This is a genomic window from Micromonospora noduli (assembly GCF_003264365.1).
Lineage (GTDB): Bacteria > Actinomycetota > Actinomycetes > Mycobacteriales > Micromonosporaceae > Micromonospora > Micromonospora noduli.
Window position 1 is genome coordinate 165,188 of the sequence record NZ_PYAK01000009.1, and the last position, 22,379, is coordinate 187,566.

20 protein-coding genes are annotated in these 22,379 nt (G+C 71.6%); 5 read left to right on the forward strand and 15 right to left on the reverse strand.

The window, feature by feature from the left end; translation table 11 throughout:
• The first annotated feature begins 205 nt into the window (after positions 1 to 205).
• Complete coding sequence (locus GUI43_RS10230) at positions 206 to 1,669, forward strand: multicopper oxidase family protein (protein WP_112581721.1); 1,464 nt, start codon at positions 206 to 208, stop codon at positions 1,667 to 1,669.
• Positions 1,670 to 1,688: 19 nt separating this feature from the next.
• A complete protein-coding gene (locus GUI43_RS10235; RefSeq protein ID WP_112581722.1) occupies positions 1,689 to 2,123 on the forward strand; it encodes an SRPBCC family protein in 435 nt (144 codons plus the stop codon).
• A 99-nt stretch (positions 2,124 to 2,222) separates the two neighbouring features.
• Here GUI43_RS10235 and GUI43_RS10240 read toward each other — a convergent pair whose 3' ends face one another.
• From GUI43_RS10240 to GUI43_RS10275, 8 genes are all read right to left on the reverse strand, one after another.
• Positions 2,223 to 3,512: a CE1 family esterase gene (locus GUI43_RS10240; RefSeq protein ID WP_112698636.1), complete on the reverse strand. Its 1,290-nt coding sequence runs from the start codon at positions 3,510 to 3,512 to the stop codon at positions 2,223 to 2,225.
• Positions 3,513 to 3,723: 211 nt separating this feature from the next.
• Positions 3,724 to 4,869 carry an alanine racemase gene (locus GUI43_RS10245; RefSeq protein ID WP_112698674.1) on the reverse strand — a complete coding sequence of 382 codons (1,146 nt, stop codon included), beginning with the start codon at positions 4,867 to 4,869 and terminating at the stop codon, positions 3,724 to 3,726.
• The gene (locus GUI43_RS10250; protein ID WP_112698637.1) at positions 4,866 to 6,464 is read right to left on the reverse strand and encodes an IucA/IucC family protein; all 1,599 of its coding nucleotides are present in this window, start codon (positions 6,462 to 6,464) and stop codon (positions 4,866 to 4,868) included. The genes GUI43_RS10245 and GUI43_RS10250 overlap by 4 nt, the downstream gene beginning before the upstream one ends.
• Complete coding sequence (locus GUI43_RS10255) at positions 6,461 to 8,089, reverse strand: IucA/IucC family protein (RefSeq protein ID WP_112698638.1); 1,629 nt, start codon at positions 8,087 to 8,089, stop codon at positions 6,461 to 6,463. Before GUI43_RS10255 ends, GUI43_RS10250 begins: the two co-directional genes overlap by 4 nt.
• Positions 8,086 to 9,255 (reverse strand): ATP-grasp domain-containing protein, encoded by a 1,170-nt coding sequence (locus tag GUI43_RS10260; RefSeq protein WP_112698639.1) that lies wholly within the window; start codon positions 9,253 to 9,255, stop codon positions 8,086 to 8,088. Before GUI43_RS10260 ends, GUI43_RS10255 begins: the two co-directional genes overlap by 4 nt.
• A gap of 50 nt (positions 9,256 to 9,305) precedes the next feature.
• Positions 9,306 to 10,805 carry an MFS transporter gene (locus GUI43_RS10265; RefSeq protein WP_112698640.1) on the reverse strand — a complete coding sequence of 500 codons (1,500 nt, stop codon included), beginning with the start codon at positions 10,803 to 10,805 and terminating at the stop codon, positions 9,306 to 9,308.
• Positions 10,802 to 12,073, reverse strand: coding sequence for an MFS transporter (locus GUI43_RS10270; RefSeq protein WP_112698641.1), 1,272 nt, complete (start codon positions 12,071 to 12,073; stop codon positions 10,802 to 10,804). The genes GUI43_RS10265 and GUI43_RS10270 overlap by 4 nt, the downstream gene beginning before the upstream one ends.
• Positions 12,070 to 12,780 carry a siderophore-interacting protein gene (locus tag GUI43_RS10275; RefSeq protein ID WP_112581729.1) on the reverse strand — a complete coding sequence of 237 codons (711 nt, stop codon included), beginning with the start codon at positions 12,778 to 12,780 and terminating at the stop codon, positions 12,070 to 12,072. Before GUI43_RS10275 ends, GUI43_RS10270 begins: the two co-directional genes overlap by 4 nt.
• 80 nt (positions 12,781 to 12,860) lie before the next feature.
• Here GUI43_RS10275 and GUI43_RS10280 point away from each other — a divergent pair, with 80 nt between their 5' ends.
• Positions 12,861 to 13,421 carry a GNAT family N-acetyltransferase gene (locus GUI43_RS10280; RefSeq protein ID WP_112581730.1) on the forward strand — a complete coding sequence of 187 codons (561 nt, stop codon included), beginning with the start codon at positions 12,861 to 12,863 and terminating at the stop codon, positions 13,419 to 13,421.
• A gap of 22 nt (positions 13,422 to 13,443) precedes the next feature.
• Here the strand turns inward: GUI43_RS10280 and GUI43_RS10285 are convergent, their stop codons facing one another.
• Genes GUI43_RS10285 through GUI43_RS10295 form a run of 3 tightly spaced genes read right to left on the reverse strand, consistent with a single transcriptional unit; the run spans position 13,444 to position 16,709 of the window.
• Positions 13,444 to 14,142, reverse strand: a complete 699-nt coding sequence (locus tag GUI43_RS10285; RefSeq protein ID WP_112698642.1) for a hypothetical protein — start codon at positions 14,140 to 14,142, stop codon at positions 13,444 to 13,446.
• A gap of 24 nt (positions 14,143 to 14,166) precedes the next feature.
• Positions 14,167 to 14,814, reverse strand: a complete 648-nt coding sequence (locus tag GUI43_RS10290; RefSeq protein WP_225855038.1) for a DUF305 domain-containing protein — start codon at positions 14,812 to 14,814, stop codon at positions 14,167 to 14,169.
• A gap of 14 nt (positions 14,815 to 14,828) precedes the next feature.
• Positions 14,829 to 16,709, reverse strand: a complete 1,881-nt coding sequence (locus GUI43_RS10295) for a sigma-70 family RNA polymerase sigma factor (protein ID WP_112698643.1) — start codon at positions 16,707 to 16,709, stop codon at positions 14,829 to 14,831.
• A gap of 321 nt (positions 16,710 to 17,030) precedes the next feature.
• Between GUI43_RS10295 and GUI43_RS10300 the strand changes: the two genes are divergently transcribed.
• Positions 17,031 to 17,216 carry a hypothetical protein gene (locus GUI43_RS10300; protein ID WP_112603679.1) on the forward strand — a complete coding sequence of 62 codons (186 nt, stop codon included), beginning with the start codon at positions 17,031 to 17,033 and terminating at the stop codon, positions 17,214 to 17,216.
• A 229-nt stretch (positions 17,217 to 17,445) separates the two neighbouring features.
• Positions 17,446 to 18,252 (forward strand): SigB/SigF/SigG family RNA polymerase sigma factor, encoded by an 807-nt coding sequence (locus GUI43_RS10305; RefSeq protein WP_112698644.1) that lies wholly within the window; start codon positions 17,446 to 17,448, stop codon positions 18,250 to 18,252.
• 6 nt (positions 18,253 to 18,258) lie between these two features.
• On the opposite strand, the gene GUI43_RS10310 is transcribed toward GUI43_RS10305, so the two are convergent.
• The 4 genes from GUI43_RS10310 to GUI43_RS10320 all read right to left on the reverse strand — a co-directional run bounded on the left by GUI43_RS10310 (position 18,259) and on the right by GUI43_RS10320 (position 22,318).
• Positions 18,259 to 19,326 carry a DUF2855 family protein gene (locus GUI43_RS10310; RefSeq protein WP_112698645.1) on the reverse strand — a complete coding sequence of 356 codons (1,068 nt, stop codon included), beginning with the start codon at positions 19,324 to 19,326 and terminating at the stop codon, positions 18,259 to 18,261.
• A gap of 97 nt (positions 19,327 to 19,423) precedes the next feature.
• Positions 19,424 to 20,662 (reverse strand): PP2C family protein-serine/threonine phosphatase, encoded by a 1,239-nt coding sequence (locus GUI43_RS10315; RefSeq protein WP_112603673.1) that lies wholly within the window; start codon positions 20,660 to 20,662, stop codon positions 19,424 to 19,426.
• 159 nt (positions 20,663 to 20,821) lie between these two features.
• Positions 20,822 to 20,995, reverse strand: a complete 174-nt coding sequence (locus tag GUI43_RS33815; protein WP_167362336.1) for a hypothetical protein — start codon at positions 20,993 to 20,995, stop codon at positions 20,822 to 20,824.
• 291 nt (positions 20,996 to 21,286) lie between these two features.
• The gene (locus tag GUI43_RS10320; RefSeq protein WP_112698646.1) at positions 21,287 to 22,318 is read right to left on the reverse strand and encodes a medium chain dehydrogenase/reductase family protein; all 1,032 of its coding nucleotides are present in this window, start codon (positions 22,316 to 22,318) and stop codon (positions 21,287 to 21,289) included.
• Positions 22,319 to 22,379: the final 61 nt, after the last annotated feature.

A 22,379-nucleotide genomic window follows, 5' to 3' on the forward strand; every position in this document is an offset into this window, starting at 1 on the left:
CCTTCTATGAGTTGTCACGGCCGACTACTCGCACGAGTCTACGGTCTCACCGCTCGTCGTTGGAAGCATCGAAGCTTAGCTTTTGGTAGTCACACCAAAACTTAAGGTGAAATCCACATTTGGCCGCGACCAGTTTTCGACGGCGCGTCGAGGGACCTCCCTGACAGTTCACCCGAGACCTCGACCACCAGGAGTGGAGCGACCAATGGTGAGCAGACGCAACGTCATGAAGGCCGGTGCCACCGCGGGAGCAGCCGCGCTGGTCACGACCACCGCGGCGGCAGCGGCCCGCGGTTCCACCCCGTCCGCGACGCCGGCGCACGGCACCCACGCCGGCCACGGCAAGACGGCACACGTCGCGGCCGTCACCGCCCCGTTCGCTGTCCGGATGCCGATACCGCCCGTGCAGCAACCCATCGCCTCGGTAGCCAACACCGACTTCTACGTCGTTTCCACCCGTAAGGCTCAAGTGGAGATCCTGCCCGGGACGCGTACCGAAGTGTTGACCTATGACGGGCTGTTTCCCGGCCCGACGTTCCGGGTCAAGACTGGCCGGCTCGCGGTCATTGCCCACAGCAACCACCTCGACATGCCGACCGCCGTGCACGTGCATGGAGGCCACACGCCGTCGAGCAGCGACGGGTTCCCGACCGACGTGCTGGACCCGGGGAAGAGCCGGATCTACAGCTATCCCAACAAGCAGCGGGCAGCCACGCTCTGGTACCACGACCATGCCCATCACATGGAGGCCGAGCACGTGTTCCGCGGGCTCGCCGGCTTCTTCCTGATCGACGATCCAGCCCAGGCCGAACTTCGGTTGCCCACCGGCAACCACGACATCCCGATCATGCTGCGCGACGCGCGGTTCGCCGACGACGCGAGCCTGATCTTCGAACACGACGACTTCCAGTTCCGCAACACGATCCTCGTCAACGGCAAGCCGCAGCCCTACTTCCCGGTGGCCGCCCGCAAGTACCGGCTGCGCTTCGTCAACGCGTCCAACCTCCGCACGTTCACCCTGCGGCTCGGCAACGACGCCGAGGTCGCCCAGATCGCGAGTGACGGCGGGCTGCTCGCCGGGCCGACGCCGATCCGCTCGTGGAGCCTGACGCCCGGCGAGCGGGTCGAGATCGTCGTCGACTTCGGCGCGTTCCCGGTCGGCAGCCAGGTCTTCCTCGACGATGCGGTGGCCGGGCCGGTGCTGCGCTTCGACGTCAACCGAGCCGCCGCCGACACCAGCCGGGTGCCCGACCGGCTGAGCACCATCCCCGCGCTCCCGGCAGCCACGAAGGAGCGGGCGTTCACGCTCAACTTCAACCCGGCGACCGGCCAGTTCCTCATCAACGGGCAGCAGTTCGATGCCGAACGGGTCGACACCGAGATCAAACGCAACACGACCGAGGTGTGGACGGTGACGAACGGCGACACGCTCTTCGGCATCCCGCACAACTTCCACCCCCACCTGGTCCAGTTCCGGGTGCTGGCCCGCAACGGTCAGCCGCCGGCGCCGGGCGAGGCCGGGGTGAAGGACACCATCTCGGTGGGGCCGGGCGAGACGGTCCGACTCCAGGCGACATTCGGGCCGTATCTTGGCCGATATGTCTACCATTGTCACATGATTGACCATTCCGCGAGTGGGATGATGGCACAGATGAAGATCGTTCCCTGACCCCTGAGAAAGGTTTCTTGTGCCCTCGGCAGAGAAGACTGTGCAGATCGGACGGACTCCTGAGGTCGTCTTCGCCTTTCTCGCCCGTGGCGAGAACGACGCGCGCTGGCGTCCCAACGTGCTCGACGTCGCGCGCGTCTCCGGCGAGGGGGTCGGCGCTCGCTACAAACAGGGACTCAAGGGCCCCGGTGGGAGCCGCATCCCGGCCGATTACGAGGTGACCGGGTTCGAGCCGGGTCGACGTCTGGCGTTCCAGGCAACCGGCAGCGTGGTACGCACCCAGGGCGAATACACCCTCACCCCGGCCGACGGCGGCGGGACCCGACTCACGCTGAAGCTGGCGTGGCAGCCGAGCGGGCTGTCGCGCTTCCTCGGCCCGGTCGTCGGCAAGACGTTCGAGGAGGAGATCGCCGCCCTCGACGCTCTTCGCGACCTGCTGGAGAGCGAAGCCTGAGCGCAGCGTGCAGCCGGTGGTGCCGGCGGCAACCGCCGCCAGTGGATGTCACCCGCGGGCCCGGAGCCAGTTGGCTCCGGGCCCTCATCCTGCCCCCGGTCAGGGGCTGGTGCAGGTGACGTTGCTGGGTGCGGTGGCACCGTTGCCCGTGGCGGTGAACCCGAAGGTGGTTGAGGCGCTCGGGCCAACTGTGCCGTTGTAGGCGGCGTTCTTGACGGTGACGCTGCCGGTGGTGCCCGTGTTGGTGCCGCTCCAGAGACTGCTGATGGCCTGACCACTGGCCAGGGTCAGGCCCACCGTCCAGCCGTTCAGGGGCGCGGTGGAGCTGTTGGTCACTGTCACCTCAGCCTGGAAGCCGCCGGGCCAGGTGTTGATCGTTCGGTAGGTGGCAGTGCAGGTGCCGGGCTCCCCGGTCGGCGGCGGGGTGGTTGGCGGCGGGTCCGTGGGCGGCGGGTCGGTCGGCGGTGGGGTCGTCGGAGGCGTGGTCGACTCGAACTGGCTGAAGAACCTCCAGATCTCCCCCGAGGTCCAGGTCCGCGAGTCGTTGGGGCTGCCCGACCCGTCGACCGGACTGGGGGTGTGGTCCCCGTCGAACGCCGCCCACTGCACCGGGTAGCCGACCCGGCATCCCGAGTAGGCGGTGGTGATGTGGGTGAGGCTGCCCCGGCTCGGCTCACGCGGGCTCTGCGCGGTGCAGCCGTTGTTTCGCACGAACGTGTCGCGCAGTTGCCGACCCTGGGAAATGTTCAGCACGCTGTCGTAGATGCCGTGGATGCCGAAGTAGGCGACCGGCTGCGTGCCCCCGTTGCATCCGCTGAGGTTGGCACCGGATATGACGGTGACCGCGCGGATGACAGTGGGCCGGGCACAGGCCACCGCGTAGCTCATCGCCCCGCCGTAGCTCCAGCCCAGGGCGAAGCGCTGCGTGGTATCCACGCACAGGTCGTTCTCGACCTGCCGGGAGATGTCGTCGAAGAGGGTCAGGTCCCGACCATTGGTGTTGGCCCAGCCGGCGTTGAGACCCTGCGGAGCAACGAAGATCGCGCTGTTGTTCGACAACGGCTGGAGCCCGTAGTAACCGGCCGAGGTGACGTTGTTGGCCGAGCCGTTCAACCAGTGGAAGCCGAAAATCAGCCGGTAGGGGCGGTTCCGGTCGTACCCGTCCGGGATCCGCAGGTTGTACGTACGACTCTGGCCGCTGCTCTGAATCGTCCGCGTCCCGCTGGCGAGTGTGGGGGCCTTGCCGCAGCCGGCGGTCGCCGCGAGGGTGCCGTTGGTCGCGGCCACCGCCGTCGCACCGAAGCCGCCGCTCAACGCGCCGCCGGTGGTGGCCGCGAGGAGAAGCGCCGCGGCCGCGATGGATGGGAGGAAAAACCTACGTCTGAGCATTGCTTGGGCTCCTTGCCGTTCGGCGACCAACCGTGGTCGCCAGGCATCGACGGGGGCCCGGACTGGTCACCGACCGGGAAGGTGGCGGGAGGGGCGGGCCCCTCGGCGCGTCTTCGCCGGCTGGCTCGGGTGACCGGGAGCGTGCCCTTCACTCCCGGGTGAAAGATAGCATGTTATCGATAACACACCGAGCCGATCGAGGCTCCCGGGCTCACCCTCCGAACGGCCGCGCCGCCCACTCGACGGCCACTTTGTGCAGGTCACCGGTGCGAAAATGCGGGGGCTCGTGCAGCAGGAAGTCACGGTGGCTGATGTTCCAGGCGTACGCCCCGGCCATGGCGAAGGCCAGCACGTCGCCCACGCCGATCGGCCCCGCGGTGGCCGACCGGGACAGCACGTCCTTCGGGGTGCAGAGTTGCCCGACCACTGTGACCGGCCCGCCGTCGGTGCGGGGGCCGCCGACACCCGGCCGCGGGTGCACTGTGAACGGCTGCGCGTGCCCCTTCGCCGCCGGAGTCCGCAGGTGGTGCGTCCCACCGGCCACCACCACGAACCACTCGCCGTAGGAGCGCTTCACGTCGACGACCTCGGTGAGGTACGCCCCGCAGTAGGCGGTGACCGACCGGCCCGGCTCGATGCGCAGCCGCACGCCCGGGTGCCTGTCGAGGACGTCCGCCAGGGCCTGGCCGTAGCCCTCCCAGTCGAACCGCGCGTCCGGGTCGGTGTAGTCGACGGTCATGCCGCCGCCGACGTCGACCTCGGCGGCGTCGACCTCGGCCGCCGCCCAGCCGACCACGGCGGCGGCGACCGTCGCGGCGAGCGGCGCGTCCAGTCCGCTCGCCAGATGGGCGTGGATTCCGCGTACGTCGATGCCGGCGGGCGGGCGGCGGGCGCACGCGACCGCGTCGGCCGGGTCCATGCCGAACGGGCTGGGTCCACCGCCCATGACCAGGCTGGCGCCCGGCGCGTCGACCGGCAGGTTCACCCGCAGCAGCACCTGGGCCGACCGGCCCGCCGCGGTGGCCAGCGCGCCGAGTCGCGCCAGTTCACTGGGTGACTCGACGTGGATGCGGTGCACCCCGGCGGCGAGAGCGGCGGCGAGGTCCGCATCGGTCTTGCCCGGCCCGGCGTACGCGGCCGGCGCCCGTCCCGGCAGCACCTCGGCCAGCCTGCGCAGCTCGCCCCGGCTGGCGGCCTCGAACCCGTCGACGATCGGGGCGAGGGTTCGCAGCACACCGGGATCAGGGTTGGCCTTGACCGCGTAGAGCAGCTCGACCGGCCGGGGCAGCGCCGCCCGGATGGCTCGGGCCTGCCCGGCCAGCGCGTCGAGGTCGTGGACGTAGACCGGTCGGGTCATCGTGGCCCACCCATCGGGTTCGGCACCGGCACGAACGGTGCGGCCCGGTCGGCGTCGCGCCGCCACCGGACCAGCAGGTTCGCCTTCGCCAGCAGCGGCTTCCCGGTCAGCAGCGCGCGCAGCTCCGCTGGCTCACCGAGGTCGGCGGCCACCGCCTCGACGACGGCGCGCAACTCCTGCCACAGCCGCACTTCGATTCCCGGCCGCGCGTCGGCGAGAGCCCCGCTGATCCCACCGAGGTGGTTGACGAACAGGCAGTAGACGATCCGACGGTGGGCGGCCCGGGGACCGTATCGGACCTGCGCCGGGACGCCGTCCGGCCAGGTGCCCCACCGACCGGCGTCCAGCTTCACCCCCTCCAGGTCGCGCAGCAGCATGCGTACCGGACGGTGATCCCGGTCGAGCACGACGACCACGTTCTGCAGGTGCGCCTCGTGCACGACGCCGTGGCCGAGCCAGCTGCGCAGCACCGCCGGCACCAGCAGGCCGACGTACGCGCGCCACCACGCCACCGGATCCGATGTCACCAGCGGCGTTGCGGCCAGCGCCGCCGCCAGCACCGGCGTGTCGCCGGGACGCAGATGCGGGCGCAGACCGCCGCGCAGGATCGTCCCGTACGCCTCGTCCGGGCCGGGGACGTCAACAGTGCGGTAGGCGGGCTCGGCGAGCAGCCCCACCCCGTCCGGCAGCGGCACCCGGGCCAGCAGGTCGGTCAGCGCCACCGCTCCGGTGAGTTCGTAGCGGGCGTTCTTGCGCAGGCAGTTGGTGATCCGCACGTGCAGGCTGGTCTTCACGAACAGGTCGGCCTCGGGGGCGTAGAGGGTACGGACGCTCGCCGTGGGTCGTACCGGCACACCGGCCGCACCCAGGTCGCGCAGCAGTGGGTGGGTGGGCGGGATCAGCGACAGCTGCCAGGGGTGCACCGGCAGGACGCGGTGCCCGCGCGGGGGCCGTGGCGGGTCGAGCGCCGCCACCAGCGGATCGAACGGCCCGGCGTCGGCGATCAGGTCGTCCGGTACGGCCAGCCAGTGCAGCCGGAACGCGGTGCGCAGTTCGGGCGCGTACGCCCGCCAGCTGTCCGGGTCACCGCTGCGCCACTTCGGGGTGGGGTGGTGCGGGTGACCGAAGACCAGCGACTGCTCGGAGTCGACGTACGCGTCGATGGCCGGCTCACCGGTGGGGGTCGGATCCTCGGCCGGTCGGTCGGCCAGCAGCCGGGCCACTGTGTCCCGGCTGGCCCGGACCTGCTCGGCGAACTCGTCGTTGACCAGGCCGGTACGGGCGGTGAGCTCCGCCGCGACCAGGTCGGCCAAGCCGTCCGCGTCCAGGTCTTCCCACCGTCCGCTGCCGGTGGTGCGTTGGACCGGGCCGGTGTAGCGGTGCGCGCCGAGCGGCGAGGCTCGCGCGACCTCGCAGCGCACTGTGACGTCGAGGTGCCGCAGCAGCAGCCGGACGGTGCCATCGACCACGGCCGGGGTCCCGTCCGGCTGGGCCAGCTCGCGCAGCAGGCAGCCGAAGACGGCGTGGGCGGCGGCCAGGTCGGCGCGCTGACCGGTGTCGGTGGCCGGCCGGGAGCGCAACTGCGCGCTCGTCATCGTGTCTCCCGGAGGTAGTTCGGGCCGGTGCGAAGGTAGTACTTGTTGATGTCGGCGCAGCCCAGCCGCTGTTTGGGTAGCAGGGTGCCGGCGGTGAGCATTGCCTTGATCGGCAACTGGGTGGCGTGCAGGACCCGATCGGTGAAGGCCCGCGCCGCCGGTCCGTCGCCCCACCGGTCGCGGGCGGCGCCGAGCCGGGGCACCAGCGCCTCGGCGGGTGTCGGCACGGGCAGTCCCCGGGCTGCCAGGGCGATCAGGGGCGCGGCCGCGGCCAGGTGCAGGGTGATGGTGATGAACACGTCGGCCAACTCGTGCGTGTCGCGCGCCCACATCCGGTCGTCGTGCAGGGCGAGACCGTTCGGGCCGTCGTGCCGCCGGTCGAGCCGGGCGCCGTCGTTGTCCTTGTAGAGCAGGCCGACAGTGCCGTCCGGGTGCACGAGCAGGTGGATGTTCTGCGGATGCGCCTCCAGCGCGATCCCGTGGCGTAGCCAGAGGAAGACGTGCCAGTCGAGCAGCAGGTCCAGGTAGGACTCCAGCAGCGCGACGGGCCGCTGCGGGCTGATCCGTTCGAGGACCGTGCCCGCCACCGGGTCGGCTGCGGCGAGGGCCGCGACCGGCACCACCTGGACTCCGGCCAGGTCGCGTGGAAATCGGCGCAGCAGGAAACCGCGCCGCTCGTCGCCGTCGACGTGCGCCCAGGTGCTCTCGTCGGTGTGCCGGATCCGACCGGCGAAGCTGGGTTCGGCGGCGGCGATCCGGTCGAGCAGCGCGGCGACGGCCGCGCCGTCGGCGAGCGAGCCCGCTTGCAGCGTGCGGCGGTTGCGCGCGCCGAGACTCGCGGTCGGCAGCGGCAGCTTGAGATGCAGGTACGGGTCGTGGCCGAGCGCCACCGTCCGCATGGAGAGGGTGGGGCGCACCGGGGTCACCGGCAGGTCGACCACCGGGAGCGCGTCGCGGGCCACTGTGATCGGATGGGCTGGCAGCAGCAGCTGATCCGGTCGCGGTGCGCGCGGCCACCACCCTGGCAGCTCGCCCGCGAGTCGGACGTCGTCGGCCGGGGCGGCGTACCAGCGCAGTGCGAAACGTGGGGCGTGCTCCGGGGCGTACCGGAGCAGTTCGTCGTCGCGCAGACCGTGCCGGCACCGGTCGGTGGGGTAGACGGGGTGGCCGTGGTGGGCGGCGAGCACGTCGTCCAGGAGCGCCGCCGGCAGGCCGGTCGGGGTGTGCGCGCGTTCGGCCTCCACCTCGGTGAGCACCCGTGCCCGGTTGCGGGCGGCGAGCCGCCGGGCCCGTAGGTCGGCGTGGCACTCGACGCCGAAGTCCCGCCAGCCGGCCTCGGCCTCGGCGTTGTCGCGCGGGGCGAGCAGCGTCAACAGGCCGTCCAACGTCTCCGTACGCCGCACGTCGCCGGCGCGGGTCACCAGCAGCACCATCGGCGCGGCACTGCGCACTGCCTGCTGGAATCCGTCCGCCCGGACCGGAATGCGCAGTAGACCAGCGGGGTGTGGCACCTGCCACCAGTCGGGTCCGTCCGCTCGGCCGGCGCTGCGCAGACCGAGGTGATCCTCGCGCAGCAGAGCGTCGAGCACCCGGGCGAAAACCTCCCGCTCGCAGTCGTCGCTCACTCGGCGATGGTCCATTGGAGGTCGCTGCGGAGGGCGGCCAGCGACTGCCGCACGGTGGTCTCGTCGGGACCGATCCCGTGCAGCACGGCGAGGTAGTCACGGTTCGTGCCGGTGCGTTCGGCGGCGCGGCCCACCTCGCGCAGCGGACGGCAGCCCAGCCGGACGTCGCCGTGGACGGTGTCGAGTGGGCCCGGCGCGGCGACGAGACGGCCGGACCGGTCCGCGCAGACGTATTCGACCCGGGCGTAGCGGTCGACCGTGTCGGGCAGGGCGAGGGCGGTCAGCGGCTCGCCGAGGTGCAGCCGGATGACGTACTCGAACAACGGCACACCGAGCAGTTCGGCGAGGATCAGGTCCATCCGGTCGCCGATGAGGCGGTAGTTCACCTCGATCAGCCGGACCCTGCCGTCGGAGACGACGTACTCGGTGTGGCAGGCGCCGAAGCCGACCCCGAGCGCGTCGAGCCGCGCCCGCAGCTGGGCGCGCGCCTGCTCCGCCGGGGGCGACCAGGCGAGGCTCTCCTCGGTGAAGGTCGGCGGCGGACCGAGGCCGGTGTGCCACCCGCCGAGGGAGGCCAGCTCGGTGCCGTCGCCGAGGGTCTCGAAGGTCCGCAGCTCGCCGGCGAGGTACTCCTCGACCACCAGTGCCACGTCCGGTCGCCGACCACGGATCTCGGCGACCCGGGCGAGCAGCTCGGCGTGGTCGGCCACCAGGTACGCGTCCTCACTGGCCACCCCCTCGCGAGGTTTGACCACCGCCGGGAACATCCCGGTCGGCACGTCCGGCGTGGCGCCGGGGTCGACGGTGACGGTGCGTACCAGATCGAGGCCCGCAGCGGCGATCGCCCGGCGGGCCGCGGCCTTGTCCTTGCAGAGACGGGCGGCGTCCGGGTCCTTGCCGGGCAGGCCGAGCTTTCGGGCGGCGATCGCGGTGGCCTCCTGGAGATGGTCGCTGTTGGACAGTAGCGCCACCGCTCGGGTGGGTGCCGCCGCCGCGACCACCGCGGCCGGGTCACGGACCGCGCAGCGCGCCACCCGCACGCCTGCCGGCCACTCGGCTGGCCGGTCGGTCAGCACGGTCGCCGACAGCCCGAGCGACGCCGCCGCCGGGAGGAACCCGTCCAGGACTGCGTCGGTGGGGTTGAGCGCGGTCAGGTAGAGCCGCATACCGCCTCCGTCGACTACCACGATGTGACTATTAGGGTAGCCTACCCTTATTAGACGGTTTTGATGCGATCTGCCCGGTGCAGCAAGCCGGCGGCAACCAGGCCACCGATCAACACCGCAGCCGCACCCACCAACTGCCCGGTCTCCAGCGCCGAGGCGAAGGCGACAGTCACGGCCTCCCGTTCGGCCCCTTCGCCGGCGGCGGCGAGAGCCGCCGGAAACGACCCGGCACCGGCCAGGGCCGCCGGCAGCAGGGCCGCGAACCGGGCGTTCAGCACGGCACCCAGCACCGCGATGCCGAGACTGCTGCCCACCTCGGTCATGGTGCCGTCGACCCCCGCGCCCGCGCCGGCCTTCGCCGCCGGGATCGCGCTCATCACCGCCTCGACGATGGCCGGATTCGCCAGCGCACAACCGACACCCATGACGAGCAACCCGACCAGCAGCACCCCGTACCCGTCGGACGGGAAGAGGGTGACCAGCGCGAGTCCGGCAGCGAGCAGCGTCATGCCAACGGCGATGGCGGCCGCCAGGCCGAGCCGACGGATCACGTTCGCGACGACGCCGCTGACGTTGAGCAGCACGATGGACAGCGCGAAGGGCGCCATCCGCAGACCGGCCTCCCAGGCGGGGTAACCCCGGACGAACTGGAGGTGCTGGGTGAGCAGGAACAGCGCGCCGGTGGCGCCGAACGTGATCAGCACGACGCCGGAGATCGCACCGACGAAGCGCCGGTCCCGGAAGAAGCGCATGTCCAGCATCGGGTGCGCGATCCGTCGTTCCCACCGCACGAAGATCCCGAGCAGGAGTACGCCGCCAACCGCCGCGCCGATCACCTCGGTCGACGCCCACCCGCGCTCCGGCCCGGAGATGATCGCCCAGACGACCGCGGTCAGGCCGGCGGTGGAGAGCACGGCGCCGAGCACGTCGAGTCGGCCGCCGGCCGGCCCGCGGGACTCGGGGACCAGCGCGCGACCGACGAGCAGGCAGACCAGCACGATCGGCACGTTCATCAGGAAGATCGCGCCCCACGGCAGATGCGCGAGGATCGTGCCGCCGATCGGTGGCCCGATGGCGAAGCCCAACGCGCTGGTGGCGGCCCAGATGCCGATCGCCCGGGACCGCTCGGCGGCGTCGAAGACCTGCATCGCCACCGCGAGCGTCGCGGTTACCAGCAGCGCGCCACCAACACCCATCCCGGCCCGCGCGGCGATCAGCTGCCCGCTGGTGCTGGCCAGACCGGCGGCCAGCGAGCCGACCCCGAACAGGACCAGCCCGGCGAGCAGCATCCGACGGCGGCCGTACCGGTCGGCGGCGCTACCGGCGGTGAGCAGCAACCCGGACAGCACCAACGCGTACGCGTTGATCATCCACTGCACCTCGGCGGTGCTGGCACCCAACTCGGTGGTGAGCACCGGCACCGCCACTGTCAGCACGGTGTTGTCCAACACCACTACCAGTTGCGCGACGCACAGCACGGCCAGGATGAGCCATCTCTGTGGCAGTCGTGCTGATGTCGCGGTGTCGGTGGCCGGCTGGACGGTGGTCACGCCACCGCCTTGACGCCGTCCACTGCGGGCTGCTCGGTGGGCTGCTCGGCGGTCGGGCCGACGGCGGGGCCGGGCCGGTGCGGGAATCGCCGCTGGTGGGAGAGGCCGAGTGCGACCCCGGCGACCACCAGCACGATGGCCGCGACCGCGACCGCCGGATAGCCGACCCGGTCGGCCGCCGCGAGACCGATGGACGCCGCCACGAACGAGCAGACCAGACCGAACGACGACAGCACTGTGAAGTCGGTGCCGCCGGTGTCGGGCCGGGAGTAGTCCATGTTGACCGTGTACAGCACGACGTTGGCGATGGTGTAGGCCACCATGAAGCAGCAGAGCGCGGCGACCGTCCCGCCCAGCGGAGCACTGCCGTTCATCAGCGGCAGCAGCAGCAACGTCGACACGGTGAGCGCCACGCCTCCGACCACGAGCACCCCACCGCGCCCGAACCGCCCGATCCCGAGCCCCGCGACCAGGCCCGCCACGATGGCCGGGGCGCTGGTCACCACGCCGGTGACGACGCCGATCCGACCCAACGACCACCCGGCGTCGACCAGCGCCGGGGTGACCAGGGCGTACGCCATGCCCGCGCCGACGTAGACGAGCGGCACCACACCGAACGTCCACCACCGGCAGCCCGGCTGGCCGAACACCGACAGCAACGCCCGGTAGGCGGCGCCGACCCGTTCCACCCGATCGGTACGGGGAGGCTCCCGGAACCGCCACACCACCAGCAGGCCGACCGCCGTCATCGCGGCCAGCAGGCCGATCGCCGGCACCCAGCCGAACTGGTCGTAGACCAGAACGCAGGCGCCACCGCCGAGCAGGTTGCCGAGGTAGCTCGCGGCGACCTGGATGCCGTTGCCGGTGCCCCGGGCCGAGTCGGCCAGCATCCGGACCGCGACGGCGTCCACGGCGATGTCCTGGGTGGCCGAGAAGAACACGTACGCGGCGCAGATCGCGATGATCGGGCCGAGCGCGTCGGCCGGGCTGGCGAACGGCAGCAGCGCCAGCAGGGCGAGCACCAGAGCGGTCTGGAGCACGAGCAGCCAGGAGCGGTAGTGGCCGCGGTGCCGTGAGCCGTACCGGTCGAGGATCGGCGCCCAGAGGAACTTGATGGGCCAGATCAGGCCGACGATCTGCAACAGCGCCAACGTGTCCAGCGAGGTGCCGCCGTCGCGCAGGATGGCGGTGAGCCCGACGGTGATGAAGCCGACGCCGAGGTACTGGGTGACGTACAGCGCGGTGAGGGTGCCGAGCCGGCCCTTCATGCCGCTTTCCAGTAGCCGAGGGAGGTCAACCGGTCCTTGTCGACGCCGAGCGTCTTGCGGAGGTGTCGGGTGATGCCCCGGGTGGTGGCCGCTTCGCAGGCCACCCAGTAGTGGCCCGCGCCGGTGGTCGGCACTGCCGCGCAGACCGTGTCGACGAGGTGCTGACCCTCGTCGCGCCGTGGCACCCAGGTGACGTCGTGGTGCGCCCGGGCCCGCAACGCGAGCGCCTTCTCGCCCTCGTGGGCGTACTCCAGCCAGACCGTCGCCGGGATGTCGGCACCGGCGTCGAGCAGGCTGTTCACCGCGGGCAGGGAGGCCGCGTCGCCGACCAGGTAGAGGTGCTCGGGCGCGGGGTCGGGTAGCTCGAACGCGCTGCCCTGCACTGTCGCGCTGATGGTGTCGCCGACCTCGGCCGCGGTGGCCCACCGGGCCGCACACCCGTCGTGGATGGCGAATTCGAGGGTGAATCGGCCGGTGGTCGGGTCGGGGTCCACCAGCGTGTACGCGCGTTGGTGGGCGCGGCCGTCGTTGTTGAACCACAGCCGGATCCACATCGTGGGGTGCACCCCGCACGTCTCCAGCAGGCCGCCCCCGTCCAGGAGGAGCCGCTGGTAGTGCCCGTCGATCGACTCGGTGCTCAGGACGGTCAACTGAAAGTCCCGCCCTCCCATGGCCTTGAGGACCAGGGCCTCCCAGTTCCGTTTCACGAACCCTCCAGGTAAGGTCATCCTTGGTTAGGGGAGGTTAACCTAAGTTGCGCCCCGGATGGAACAGAGGACAGCGCCCGATGACGTACCAGGAGAAGATCGCCGGTCTCGGCGAGCTGTCGTTGGTGACCGTGGACCCCGACCGGGACGCCGCCCTCCTGCACGGTTGGGTGACCCTCCCCCGCAACTCCTTCTGGGGCATGGGCTCGCACACCCTCGAAGAGGTCCGCGAGATCTACGCCTTTGTGGACAGTCTGCCCACGCACCACGCGTACCTGATCACTGTCGACGGGGAGCCGGTCGGCCTGTTCCAGAGCTATCAGCCCGAGGCGGACCCGGTCGGCGAGCGCTATCCCGTCCAGCCCGGCGACGTGGGGATGCACCTGCTGCTCAGCCCCGACCGACGCCTCGCCCGCAGCCTCACCAACGCGGCCGGCCCGGCCGTCGCCCGCTTCCTGTTCCGCGACCCGACCGCGCAGCGGATCGTGGTCGAGCCGGACGTCCGCAACCACCTCGCCCTACGCCGACTGGAGATCGAGGGCTTCACCTTCGACTCCGAGATCGAGATGCCGGACAAGCGGGCCCAGCTCGCGTTCCTGACCCGCGCCCGGTTCGCGGAGAGGCACCCGACGCCGGCCTGACCACCAACGCGGCCGGCGGCCGTCAGCCGTTGGCGTTCCAGAAGCCGACGAGGGTCGCTGTCCACCAGGCGAGCTGCGAGATCGTCGCGGCGGCGGCACCGGGCAGCAGGGCCGACCAGGGTGGGCGGCCCTGCACGGCCACGAGTCGATCGCGAACCCGGCCGAGGAACAGCCCGTTGACGCCGACCACCAGCACCGCGAGCAACTTGACCCAGACCAGGCCGGACGACGTGTCCGGGCCGAGGGCGGCCCCACTGGCGAGCAGACCCACCAGGCCCAGCCAGATGAGCAGGTGTGCGCCGCGGGCGGCGGTCAGCACGGTGCCGAGCGGTTCGCGGCGCAGCAGCCAGCGGAGGCTGAACCAGTCCACCGTCAGCACCGCGCCGAAGCCCACCACGAGGCAGGTCAGGTGGCAGAAGAGGGCGACCATCCGCGCACCCGGAGAGAGGGTGACGTGCGGCGCGACCAGGATCGCGAGCAGCCATCCGAGACTGACCGTCGAAACGGACGCGACGATGGCGGCCCGGCCGGCGGCGCGACGGTGGCCACCGCGCCAACCTGCCGCCGGCACCGGGGCGACCGCATCGGGCAGTGGCGCGCTGCGGGTCCGGTGCGTCGCGCGCCGCACCGGGCGGACGGCGTCCGTCGTGACGGCACGGTGGGCGGGACGGGACGCCCGGGACGGAGGGAGGACGTCGGCGTGCAGGTCAGACGTCCGCATCGGCCGGTCCTCTGGGCCGCATGCTCAGCCGCCCGGTGCGGCGGTGGGCGCGCCGGGCCGGTTGTCCAGCGAGTTCAGCTCGGCAGCCCGCGCCTGCTGGATCCGGCCGGCTAGTGCCTTCAGCTCCGGGCTTCCCCCGGCGGTCTGCTCGCCCCGGCACAGCACCACTGTCTGCGCGAGGTGCGCCCTGATCAGGCCAGCCGCCCGGGACGACACCTCCGCGTCGGACGTGGCACGCAGCTCGGCGAGGCTGGCCTCGGTGACCATGCCGGGCATCTGATGCCCCTCGTGGATGTTCAGCTCCGGCACGTTGCCCGCTGCCAGGAGTCCACGCAGGTCCCGCAACTCCGCCCGATGGGCCTTCCGGACCTCGCCGAGGAGTGCCCGCAGCGACGGATCCGCCGGGCGGGTGTCGAGCTGGTCGATCAGCGCGAGCGCGCCCTCGTTCATTGGGATCAGCAGTCGGATGAAGGCGTCGTCGGTACCGTTGAGCACCACCGGCGCGATCGGCACCGCAGCTGCCGACGACGCTGCTGGTGCCTGGTTGGTGCGGCCCCAGCCCTGACTGAGCCCGACGGCCACCGCCGTGGCGACCAGTGTCGCGACGACGCCGACCAGCCGCCCGGCCCGTACGCGAAGCCCTCGGCGCTCCACCATGATCTGCTCGTCCATCCGATCGCCGGTGCTCAGCGGGCGGCTTGGAACGCGCGGCCGACCACTGTCGACTCGGTCCCGTCGCTGAACAACCCGGACCGATCCTTGTCCGTGGCGGGTAGCCCGAACCAGGCGTAGCGCTGCAGGTAGGGGAGCTGGCCGAGCATGGCGGTGGCCGCCGTGAGGAAGGCCGCCTGCTGCTGCTGACTGGGAAACTGCGAACCGCCACCGGCGAAGCGGATCAGCGCGAACTCGGTCAGCCAGATCGGCTTCCGATAGCGCTGGTAGACGGCCTGGAGGTACTGCCGGAGTTGGGCCACCGCGGTGGCGGTCGTGAAGTCGGCGCCGAACCAGTGCAGCGTGATGAAGTCCACCCGGTGGCCGCGGGCCTGGGCGCCGGTCATGAACCTGTCCAGCCAACCCTGCGGGTCCGGCCCGCCCCAGGCCACTGCCGGGCTGCCCAGTTTGCTGCCCGTCGCCATCAGCTGCGGCCACAGGTCCAACGCCTGCTCGACTGTCATGTTCGCCTGCTCGGGCATGTCCGGCTCGTTGAAGGTGAGCAGGTACGGCCCGGCGGCCCTGGCCCGCGCCAGCTCCGCTGCGGTGACGTTCTCCGCGCTGCGGATCATCGGCACGAACGTCGCACCGCGCGGCGTGCTGATGCCCGGGTGCTGGGTGCCCCAGGTGTAGTACCAGCCGGCCTTGGAGTTCGCCAACGCCTGACTCACCCCGGCGAAGTTCCACACCCCGACGCCCTTGCGGGTGGAGCTGACCGCCGGCGCGACCGGAGCTTTCGACGAGGGGCGTGCGCTCGGCGAGGGCGCGACGCTCGGGGTGGCGACGGCGGTGGGCGCGGCAGACGGCGGCGCTGCCCACGAGGGCGCGGACGGATCGTCCGGCAGGATCACCACCGCCATGGTGATGGCAAGGACGGCGGCGGCCACACCGGCGGCGAGGGACGGCACGAGGCCACGGGGCCTGTTCACCGCGAGGTCGACGACGCTCGGGCCGCCGCCCGCATCGGCGGGCACCGCGCCCTGTGGGGTCGGCCCGGCGGCGGGTCCGGCCGTCGGGCCAGGCGGCGCGACGGCCTGGGCGGCTGCCGGGGCGGTCGCGCTCGGCAGGTGGGCGCCGAGACCCGCCGGCAGCGGCAGCAACGGCATACCGGCGAGCAGCCGATCGATCGGCAGGAGGGTGGTCCCCAGCCGTCCACAGAACGCGCAGTCGCGGACGTGTCGAGCCAGTCGCTTGCGCCACAGCGAGCTGGGCGTGCCGTCCCACTCGGCGGTCGCGGCGCCCAGGTCCGGGCAGCCCGGGCGGGCGCGGAGCGCGCGTACGACGCCACGGGCGCTCTGGATCTGCTCCTTCATCCGGTGGATCCGCACCGCGACGTGCCCCGGTGACAACCCGAGCGCGTCGGCGACCTCGTTGCGGGCGATCTCGCCGGTCTCCTCCAGCCACCACAGCGAGAGCAGTTCCTGGTCGTCCGGGTCGAGCCAGCGGGTCGCCTCGGCGACCTCGCGTCGTTGGTCGGTGAGGCCGAGCCGGAGGATGGTCATCCCCGCGAAGTCGGAGGCCGGGTCGGGCACGTTGTGGATCGCGTCCAGCCCGGCATCGCGGTTGAGCGCGACGCGGCGGCGCGTCTCCCAGTCACGCACCTGGCGGATGGCGATCGCCACCAGCCAGGACCGGTACGCCGCCGGGTCGTTGAGCGCGGGCAGGTACCGGATCACCCGTACCAACGTCTCCTGGACCACGTCGTCGACGTCGGCGTGCCCGCGCAGCGCACGCCCGACGATGTTGTAGACCAGCGGGAGCGAGGCCGCGACGACATCGTCGAGAGCGCGCTGATCGCCCTGCCGGGCCGCGACGACCAACCCGACATCGGGCAGTGCTCGACCGGCTGACGACATGGGTCTCACTCCTCGGGTGCTCATCCGCGCGGCGCCCACGATGGGTGTGCTGACCGCCCTCAAGATCGGAGACTCGCGGCAGCGGGTGGGATTACAGAATTCCCGGGCGCCCGGTTCGCCACAAGCAGGGCGGGTCCGTCGGCGGCGCATATGTGATGGCGGCGCCGGGTATGGTGCGGGGTGTCGGTGTCGCCGGGCGCTCGCCCGTTCGCAGGACACCAGCATTCGGGCGCCAGCGTGTGCGCCGAAGCGTCACCAGGTCGCACGGCCGACGTTGCCGAGGCCCCAGACGCACCCCTCTCGTAGAGACAGGATCCCTGCATGACATCGAACGACAACGGCCGACCCGCCCTGTTCCTCGCCACGTCGCACGGTGACGTGCTGGACGGACCGGCGGTGACCTTCGACAGCAGCGAAGAGGCCATGCGGCAACTGCGCCACCCGTTCGCGGTGAAGCCGGCCCAGCCGGCCGCGACCACTGTCGACGCCTCGGATCAGCGCGGCTGATCCCCGCCCGCTCCCTCTCTAAACGCCTAGCCTCATACTTTCGGCTAGAAAATAGTCGGTCTTTCGGGTAGTGTCCGGGTCATCAAGTGAACGACATGACGCGGTGGCGAGGCCCGTGCTCGTGGCCTTGCGACAGCGCACCTTCGCCCGTACGTGCGCCCCGGCGGCAGCCGGTTCGGAGACTCTTCCGGTCGACTCGATCGACGGGCCTGCGGGAAGGACCACCCACATGGCCACCATCGTCGACAACGCCACCAGCGCCGGCATCGATCAGCGGAGCAGCGAGCAGAGCCCGGATGACCTCCTCGCCGCCCTGGCGGCGACCCCGGCGGACGATCCCCGCCGCCCGGCAGTGCGGGACCGCGCCATCGAGGCGTGGCTACCGCTCGCCCGGCACCTGGCGCGCCGCTACGGCGGACGCGGCGCACCCGACGACGACCTGGCCCAGACCGCCTTCGTCGGGCTCATCAAGGCCGTGGACAACTTCGATCACGACCGAGGTGTCGACTTCAGCGGGTACGCCATTCCCACAATCATCGGCGAGATCAAGCGGTACTTCCGGGACCGCACCTGGGCGGTGCGCGTACCCCGTCGCCTCCAGGAGCTGCGCCTTTCGATCACCGCGGCGAACAGCGCCCTGACCCAGAACCTCGGCCGCTCGCCGACCGTCGCGGACATCGCGTCCTACCTCGACGTGTCCGAGGAGACCGTCCTGGAGGGGCTGGAAGGTGCGCGCGCCTACCGGGCCACGTCGCTGTCCACCCCGACCGGGGCCGACGGCAGCCGGGAGCTCGGGGACACCCTCGGCGACGACGACCGCGCGTTCGACCTCGTCGAGATCCGCGTCGCCCTCGGTCCGGCCCTCGCCACACTGCCGGAACGCGAGCGCCAGATCCTGAGCCTGCGCTTCCACGGCAACCTGACCCAGGCCCAGATCGCCGACCGGATCGGCGTCTCGCAGATGCACGTGTCCCGGCTGATCACCCGGTCGCTGGCCGCGCTGCGCCTCCAGCTCAGTCCGGACATCGCCGCCTGAGCCCGCTCAGAGTTGGATGACGTGGCCCACCCGTGGCGGCGTACGACCGGCGAGAACGTCGAGCCACGCGTGTTGCAGCGCCGCCGGCCCGACACCTACCCGAACGTCCAGCCACCCGCTCACGACGGCGGCGAAGCGTTGCCAGGCCTCGGTGAACCGCTGGTCGAGGCCGTCGCGGCCCCAGTCGTGGCTGCGCTTGCGCATCTGCACCGGCGCGAAGAACACCTCCTCCGCGGCGTCGGCGTTCGGCGTCTGGTTGGTGAGCCCGACCGCGATGTCCCGGACCAGCCGGTCGCCGAGACGCCCCCGCAGGGCGGCACGGGTCGAAGGCGCGCCGGACAGGTCGAGGTAGACGGTCGGGACCACGTCGAGAGTGTCGATGTCGTCGTACGTCACGACCTCGTCGTAGCAGCCGAGCGACCGGGTGAACGCCAGGTTGCCCGGTGAGGTGAGACCGACCAGGCGCGGCCCGCGCCGGTGCAGCTCGAACGCGGCGGCGTACGCGGTCTTGCTCGACGCCGACGACACCAGCAGCGCCTCGGCACCGTAGAAGTCGTTGTCGACAACCTGGTCGGCCAGCATGAACGAGGTGAAGAACAGCGGGCGGAAAAGGATCAACAGATCCTCCTGGTCGCGCTGGTACGCCGGATCCCCGGTGGTCGACCGGTACGCGTTGTACGGCGACGGCAGCTCGGCCCGGTGCGGGCTCGCCTCGCGGAACCCGGACGCGTCCACCCGGTCCGGCCGCACCACGAGGTGACCGGCGGGCGGAAGGTAGCCGTAGATCCGTTGCCCCACCTCGACGCCGGCCACCGCCGAGGCGACCACCTCGGCGAAGCCCCAGAGCGGCGGCAGGCCCCACTGCGGCCCGAGCCCCTGGGCCGCCGGCGGAAAGAACTGCCAGTACCGCATCGAGTCGCCGAGCACCGCGTAGGTCACGTTGTTGGCGGTGAGGCCGACGCGGTCCACGCGCAGCAGCGCCTCGCCGTCGGCCAGGGCGGGGGTGGAGCCATCGACGAGCGTGGTCTGCCCGAGGTCGTCACGCGCCACGGCGAAGGTCCATGAGTCAGCCATGAGGTGACGCTAGACAGCCCGGCGATCGGAGACAAGTGCACTGTGAGTGCAAAATCCCACTGCGGGGTACGGGGGTCGGCGACGGGGCGGTCTGCGGTCAGGAGCGCGGCGACGCGCGGTCAGGTCCGGTGGCGGCGGCGAGGTCGCGGAGGTGCGCGAGCGGCAGATGCGGTGGCCGCCACTCCACGAAGAGGGCAGTGGCGTCGTCCTCGAGCTGGTCGTCCTGGTAGCCGACCACCGCGCGGACCAGCCGACGCATCGTCTCCGGACTGGGCAACCCGTCGTTCAGGGCGCGGTTGACGAAGTCGACGAGCCGGTCCACCCCGAACTGCTCCCCCTCCGCGCTACGGGCGTCGGTGATGCCGTCGGTGTAGGCGAGGATGCGGTCGCCCGGATGCAGGTTCTCCACGTGCACCCGCGGTCGTCGAGGGGACAGGTGGCCCAGGCCGAGCGGCAACACTGTCGGCCCCGGAAGCTCCCGAACGGCCTTGCCGTCGCGTAGCAACATCGCACCGGGATGCCCCGCGTTGATCATGCTGAGCTGGCCGGTCTGGCGGTCCAACTCGATGAGCAACCCGGTCGCGAAGAAGTTCGGGTGCTCGGAGCGCACCCACCGGTCGATGCTGATCGCCGTGTCAACCAGGTCGAGGCCACACCGACGGGCGTTGCGGTACGCGCTGACCACCAGCGAGGCCAGGGTGCTCGCCTTGATGCCGTGCCCACAGGTGTCGAAGAGCCCGACGCTGAGCACATCGTCGTTCAACGCGTAGTCGAAGATGTCTCCGCCGACGTCGTAGCACGGTTCGAGGATGGCGGTGACCACCAGGTCGTCGGTGGCGAAGGTCAGCGGTGGGAGCAGGCCCCACACGATCTCGGCCGCGACCTGCATCGGCATCCGCCGCCGCATCCGCTCGACCACGTCACCGTAGAGCCGGCGGTTGACCAGGATCTGGGCGACGTTGACCGCCACCTCCCAGGCCGGCGCGTCCATCGTCACGTCGGCGGCGGCCGGGGAGACGATCTCCAGTACGCCCATCCGCTCACAGCCGAGCAGCAGTGGCACCCACACCCGGTCCGGGTTGTCGGGCGCGCGCTGGATGTCGAGGGTGGTGAAGGCCCGGCCGGCGAGCGTCGTCTCGATCGGCAACTGGTCCCGGTCGAGACCCGCGCCGAGCAGCGGCACGAGGAGGGTCTGCGTGTAGTCGGCCAGATAGATCACGATCTCGCTGGCATCGATGGCGGGCGCCGCACGGGCGACCAGTTGCGACACCTCGTCCGGGCCACCCCGGGGCGCGTTGAGCTGCAGCCAACGCACCACCTCGCCGATGTCGGCCATGCTTCACCTCCCCCTGTCCTCCCCGATCGCAGGAGCACGTAGTGCGAGCGGTGAGGCTACCTCGCCCGCCGAGCGCCCGGCGTCCACCGAGTCGCCTCCGCGCCGCCGGGGCGCGTCGTGATCACGAGCCGCTGGCGACCGGCCCGAGCAGCGCCACCCTCACTGGGATGGCGCGTCGACGAGATCCGCCGGGTTGAGGTTCAGGGTGGCGAGCAGCCCGGAGTGCTTGGCCGGGTCCACCTGCTCGGGCAGCTCGCGCTCGACCCAGGCGGCCCGGGCCAGCTGACCCCGGTCGCGAAGTGCGGCGACGATTCGGTCCCTGGCGATCCTCATCTGGTACTCCCCTAATTAAGCGTTCGGAACAATTTGCACGGAGGGTGAACCCGAGTGCGCGCGTCGGGCAACCGATCGCCGGAGGCCGGCGACGCGGCGACCGGTCGGTCGGGACGCGGTCCGCGATCAGCTGACACGACCGGTGCGTCGAGGCGATGCAGAAGATGAGCGGTAACGCCCTGGCGGGCTGGTGGCGACGGCGTCTGGCGGCCACCGGGGTCCCCCGGGCGACATGTTCACCGTACGCCCTCGCGGCGGCCCGCCGCACCAGCGCCCTGGACCGGCCGGAGGTCAGGGCTCCAGCACCACCTTGCCCGCCCGGCTGCGGTTCTCGGCAAACACCAGCGCTGCGGAGACCTCGCTGAGCGGGTAGCGGGCGGCGATCTGCGGCACGATCACTCCCTGCCGCAGCAGGTCGAGCACGATGCCGAGGTCGGTACGCAGGCGACGGCGGAACGCGGCGCGGCGGGTGAGCTGGCCGGCCCAGAAGTTGTAGAAGCCGGCCCGGTGGCCGTTGGGCAGCGCGTTCCAGGTGTAGAGGCGGGTCAGCAGCTTCACGAAGACCCACACGACCGACTGTCCGGTGCCCACGGCGGCGGCGTTGCCGTAGACGACCAACTTGCCGCCGGGGGCGAGCAGGGCGTACGAGGTGCGTACGCCCGGGCCGGCGACCGGGTCGAAGACGGCGTCGACGCCACCAGGCGCCAGCTCGCGGACCCGCGCGGCCATGTCCGGGTCGCGGTAGTCAAGCGGTTCGACGCCGAGTTCGCGCAGCCCGGCGTGGTGCCGGGCGGCGGCGGTGCCGATGACCCGCAGGCCGAGGTGTCGGCCGAGTTGGACGAGCACACTCCCCACGCCGCCGTTCGCGCCGTGCACGAGGATGGTCTGTCCGGCCGTCAGGTCGGCGTCCCGCAGCATCTGCCAGGCTGTCACCCCGTTGACGACGACGGTCTCGGCCGCGGCGGGGTCCAGGCCCACGGGCACCGGAGCCAGGGCGTCGATGTCGACAAGTGCGTGTGTGGCCCAGGCACCGGTCTTGGTGACCGCCGCCACCCGGGTGCCGACCAGTGCGTCGTCGCCGCCGGGGCCGACCTCCCGGACGGTGCCGACGAGGTCGTAGCCGGGTACGAACGGGAACTTCGGCTGGCCGGGGTAGAGCGCGTGGCGCATCTGCTGCTCGGCGAACGAGATGCCGGTGGCCTCAACCTGGACGAGCGCCTGACCCCGGGCGGGGGTGGGCATCGCACGGCGGTGCAGCCGGAGGCCGTCGGGCTCCACCACGCCGGGCAGCACCACTTCGGTGATCGTCGTCTCGGTGGTCATCGGAGGTTCTCCCTTGTTTGTAAGTGTGCACTCACACACTTGTTGGCCTAAAAGAGTGGGC

What these genes read in the sequence shown, in the direction of transcription:
- GUI43_RS10230 (WP_112581721.1), top strand. Translation starts at nt 206, where the DNA reads ATGGTGAGCAGACGCAACGTCATGAAGGCCGGTGCCACCGCGGGAGCA.
- GUI43_RS10305 (WP_112698644.1), top strand. Translation starts at nt 17,446, where the DNA reads ATGGCCACCATCGTCGACAACGCCACCAGCGCCGGCATCGATCAGCGG.
- GUI43_RS10320 (WP_112698646.1), bottom strand. Translation starts at nt 22,318, where the DNA reads ATGACCACCGAGACGACGATCACCGAAGTGGTGCTGCCCGGCGTGGTG.
- GUI43_RS10300 (WP_112603679.1), top strand. Translation starts at nt 17,031, where the DNA reads ATGACATCGAACGACAACGGCCGACCCGCCCTGTTCCTCGCCACGTCG.
- GUI43_RS10250 (WP_112698637.1), bottom strand. Translation starts at nt 6,464, where the DNA reads ATGACGAGCGCGCAGTTGCGCTCCCGGCCGGCCACCGACACCGGTCAG.
- GUI43_RS10240 (WP_112698636.1), bottom strand. Translation starts at nt 3,512, where the DNA reads ATGCTCAGACGTAGGTTTTTCCTCCCATCCATCGCGGCCGCGGCGCTT.
- GUI43_RS10310 (WP_112698645.1), bottom strand. Translation starts at nt 19,326, where the DNA reads ATGGCTGACTCATGGACCTTCGCCGTGGCGCGTGACGACCTCGGGCAG.
- GUI43_RS10280 (WP_112581730.1), top strand. Translation starts at nt 12,861, where the DNA reads ATGACGTACCAGGAGAAGATCGCCGGTCTCGGCGAGCTGTCGTTGGTG.
- GUI43_RS10270 (WP_112698641.1), bottom strand. Translation starts at nt 12,073, where the DNA reads ATGAAGGGCCGGCTCGGCACCCTCACCGCGCTGTACGTCACCCAGTAC.
- GUI43_RS10295 (WP_112698643.1), bottom strand. Translation starts at nt 16,709, where the DNA reads ATGTCGTCAGCCGGTCGAGCACTGCCCGATGTCGGGTTGGTCGTCGCG.
- GUI43_RS33815 (WP_167362336.1), bottom strand. Translation starts at nt 20,995, where the DNA reads ATGAGGATCGCCAGGGACCGAATCGTCGCCGCACTTCGCGACCGGGGT.
- GUI43_RS10260 (WP_112698639.1), bottom strand. Translation starts at nt 9,255, where the DNA reads ATGCGGCTCTACCTGACCGCGCTCAACCCCACCGACGCAGTCCTGGAC.
- GUI43_RS10285 (WP_112698642.1), bottom strand. Translation starts at nt 14,142, where the DNA reads ATGCGGACGTCTGACCTGCACGCCGACGTCCTCCCTCCGTCCCGGGCG.
- GUI43_RS10315 (WP_112603673.1), bottom strand. Translation starts at nt 20,662, where the DNA reads ATGGCCGACATCGGCGAGGTGGTGCGTTGGCTGCAGCTCAACGCGCCC.
- GUI43_RS10290 (WP_225855038.1), bottom strand. Translation starts at nt 14,814, where the DNA reads ATGGACGAGCAGATCATGGTGGAGCGCCGAGGGCTTCGCGTACGGGCC.
- GUI43_RS10245 (WP_112698674.1), bottom strand. Translation starts at nt 4,869, where the DNA reads ATGACCCGACCGGTCTACGTCCACGACCTCGACGCGCTGGCCGGGCAG.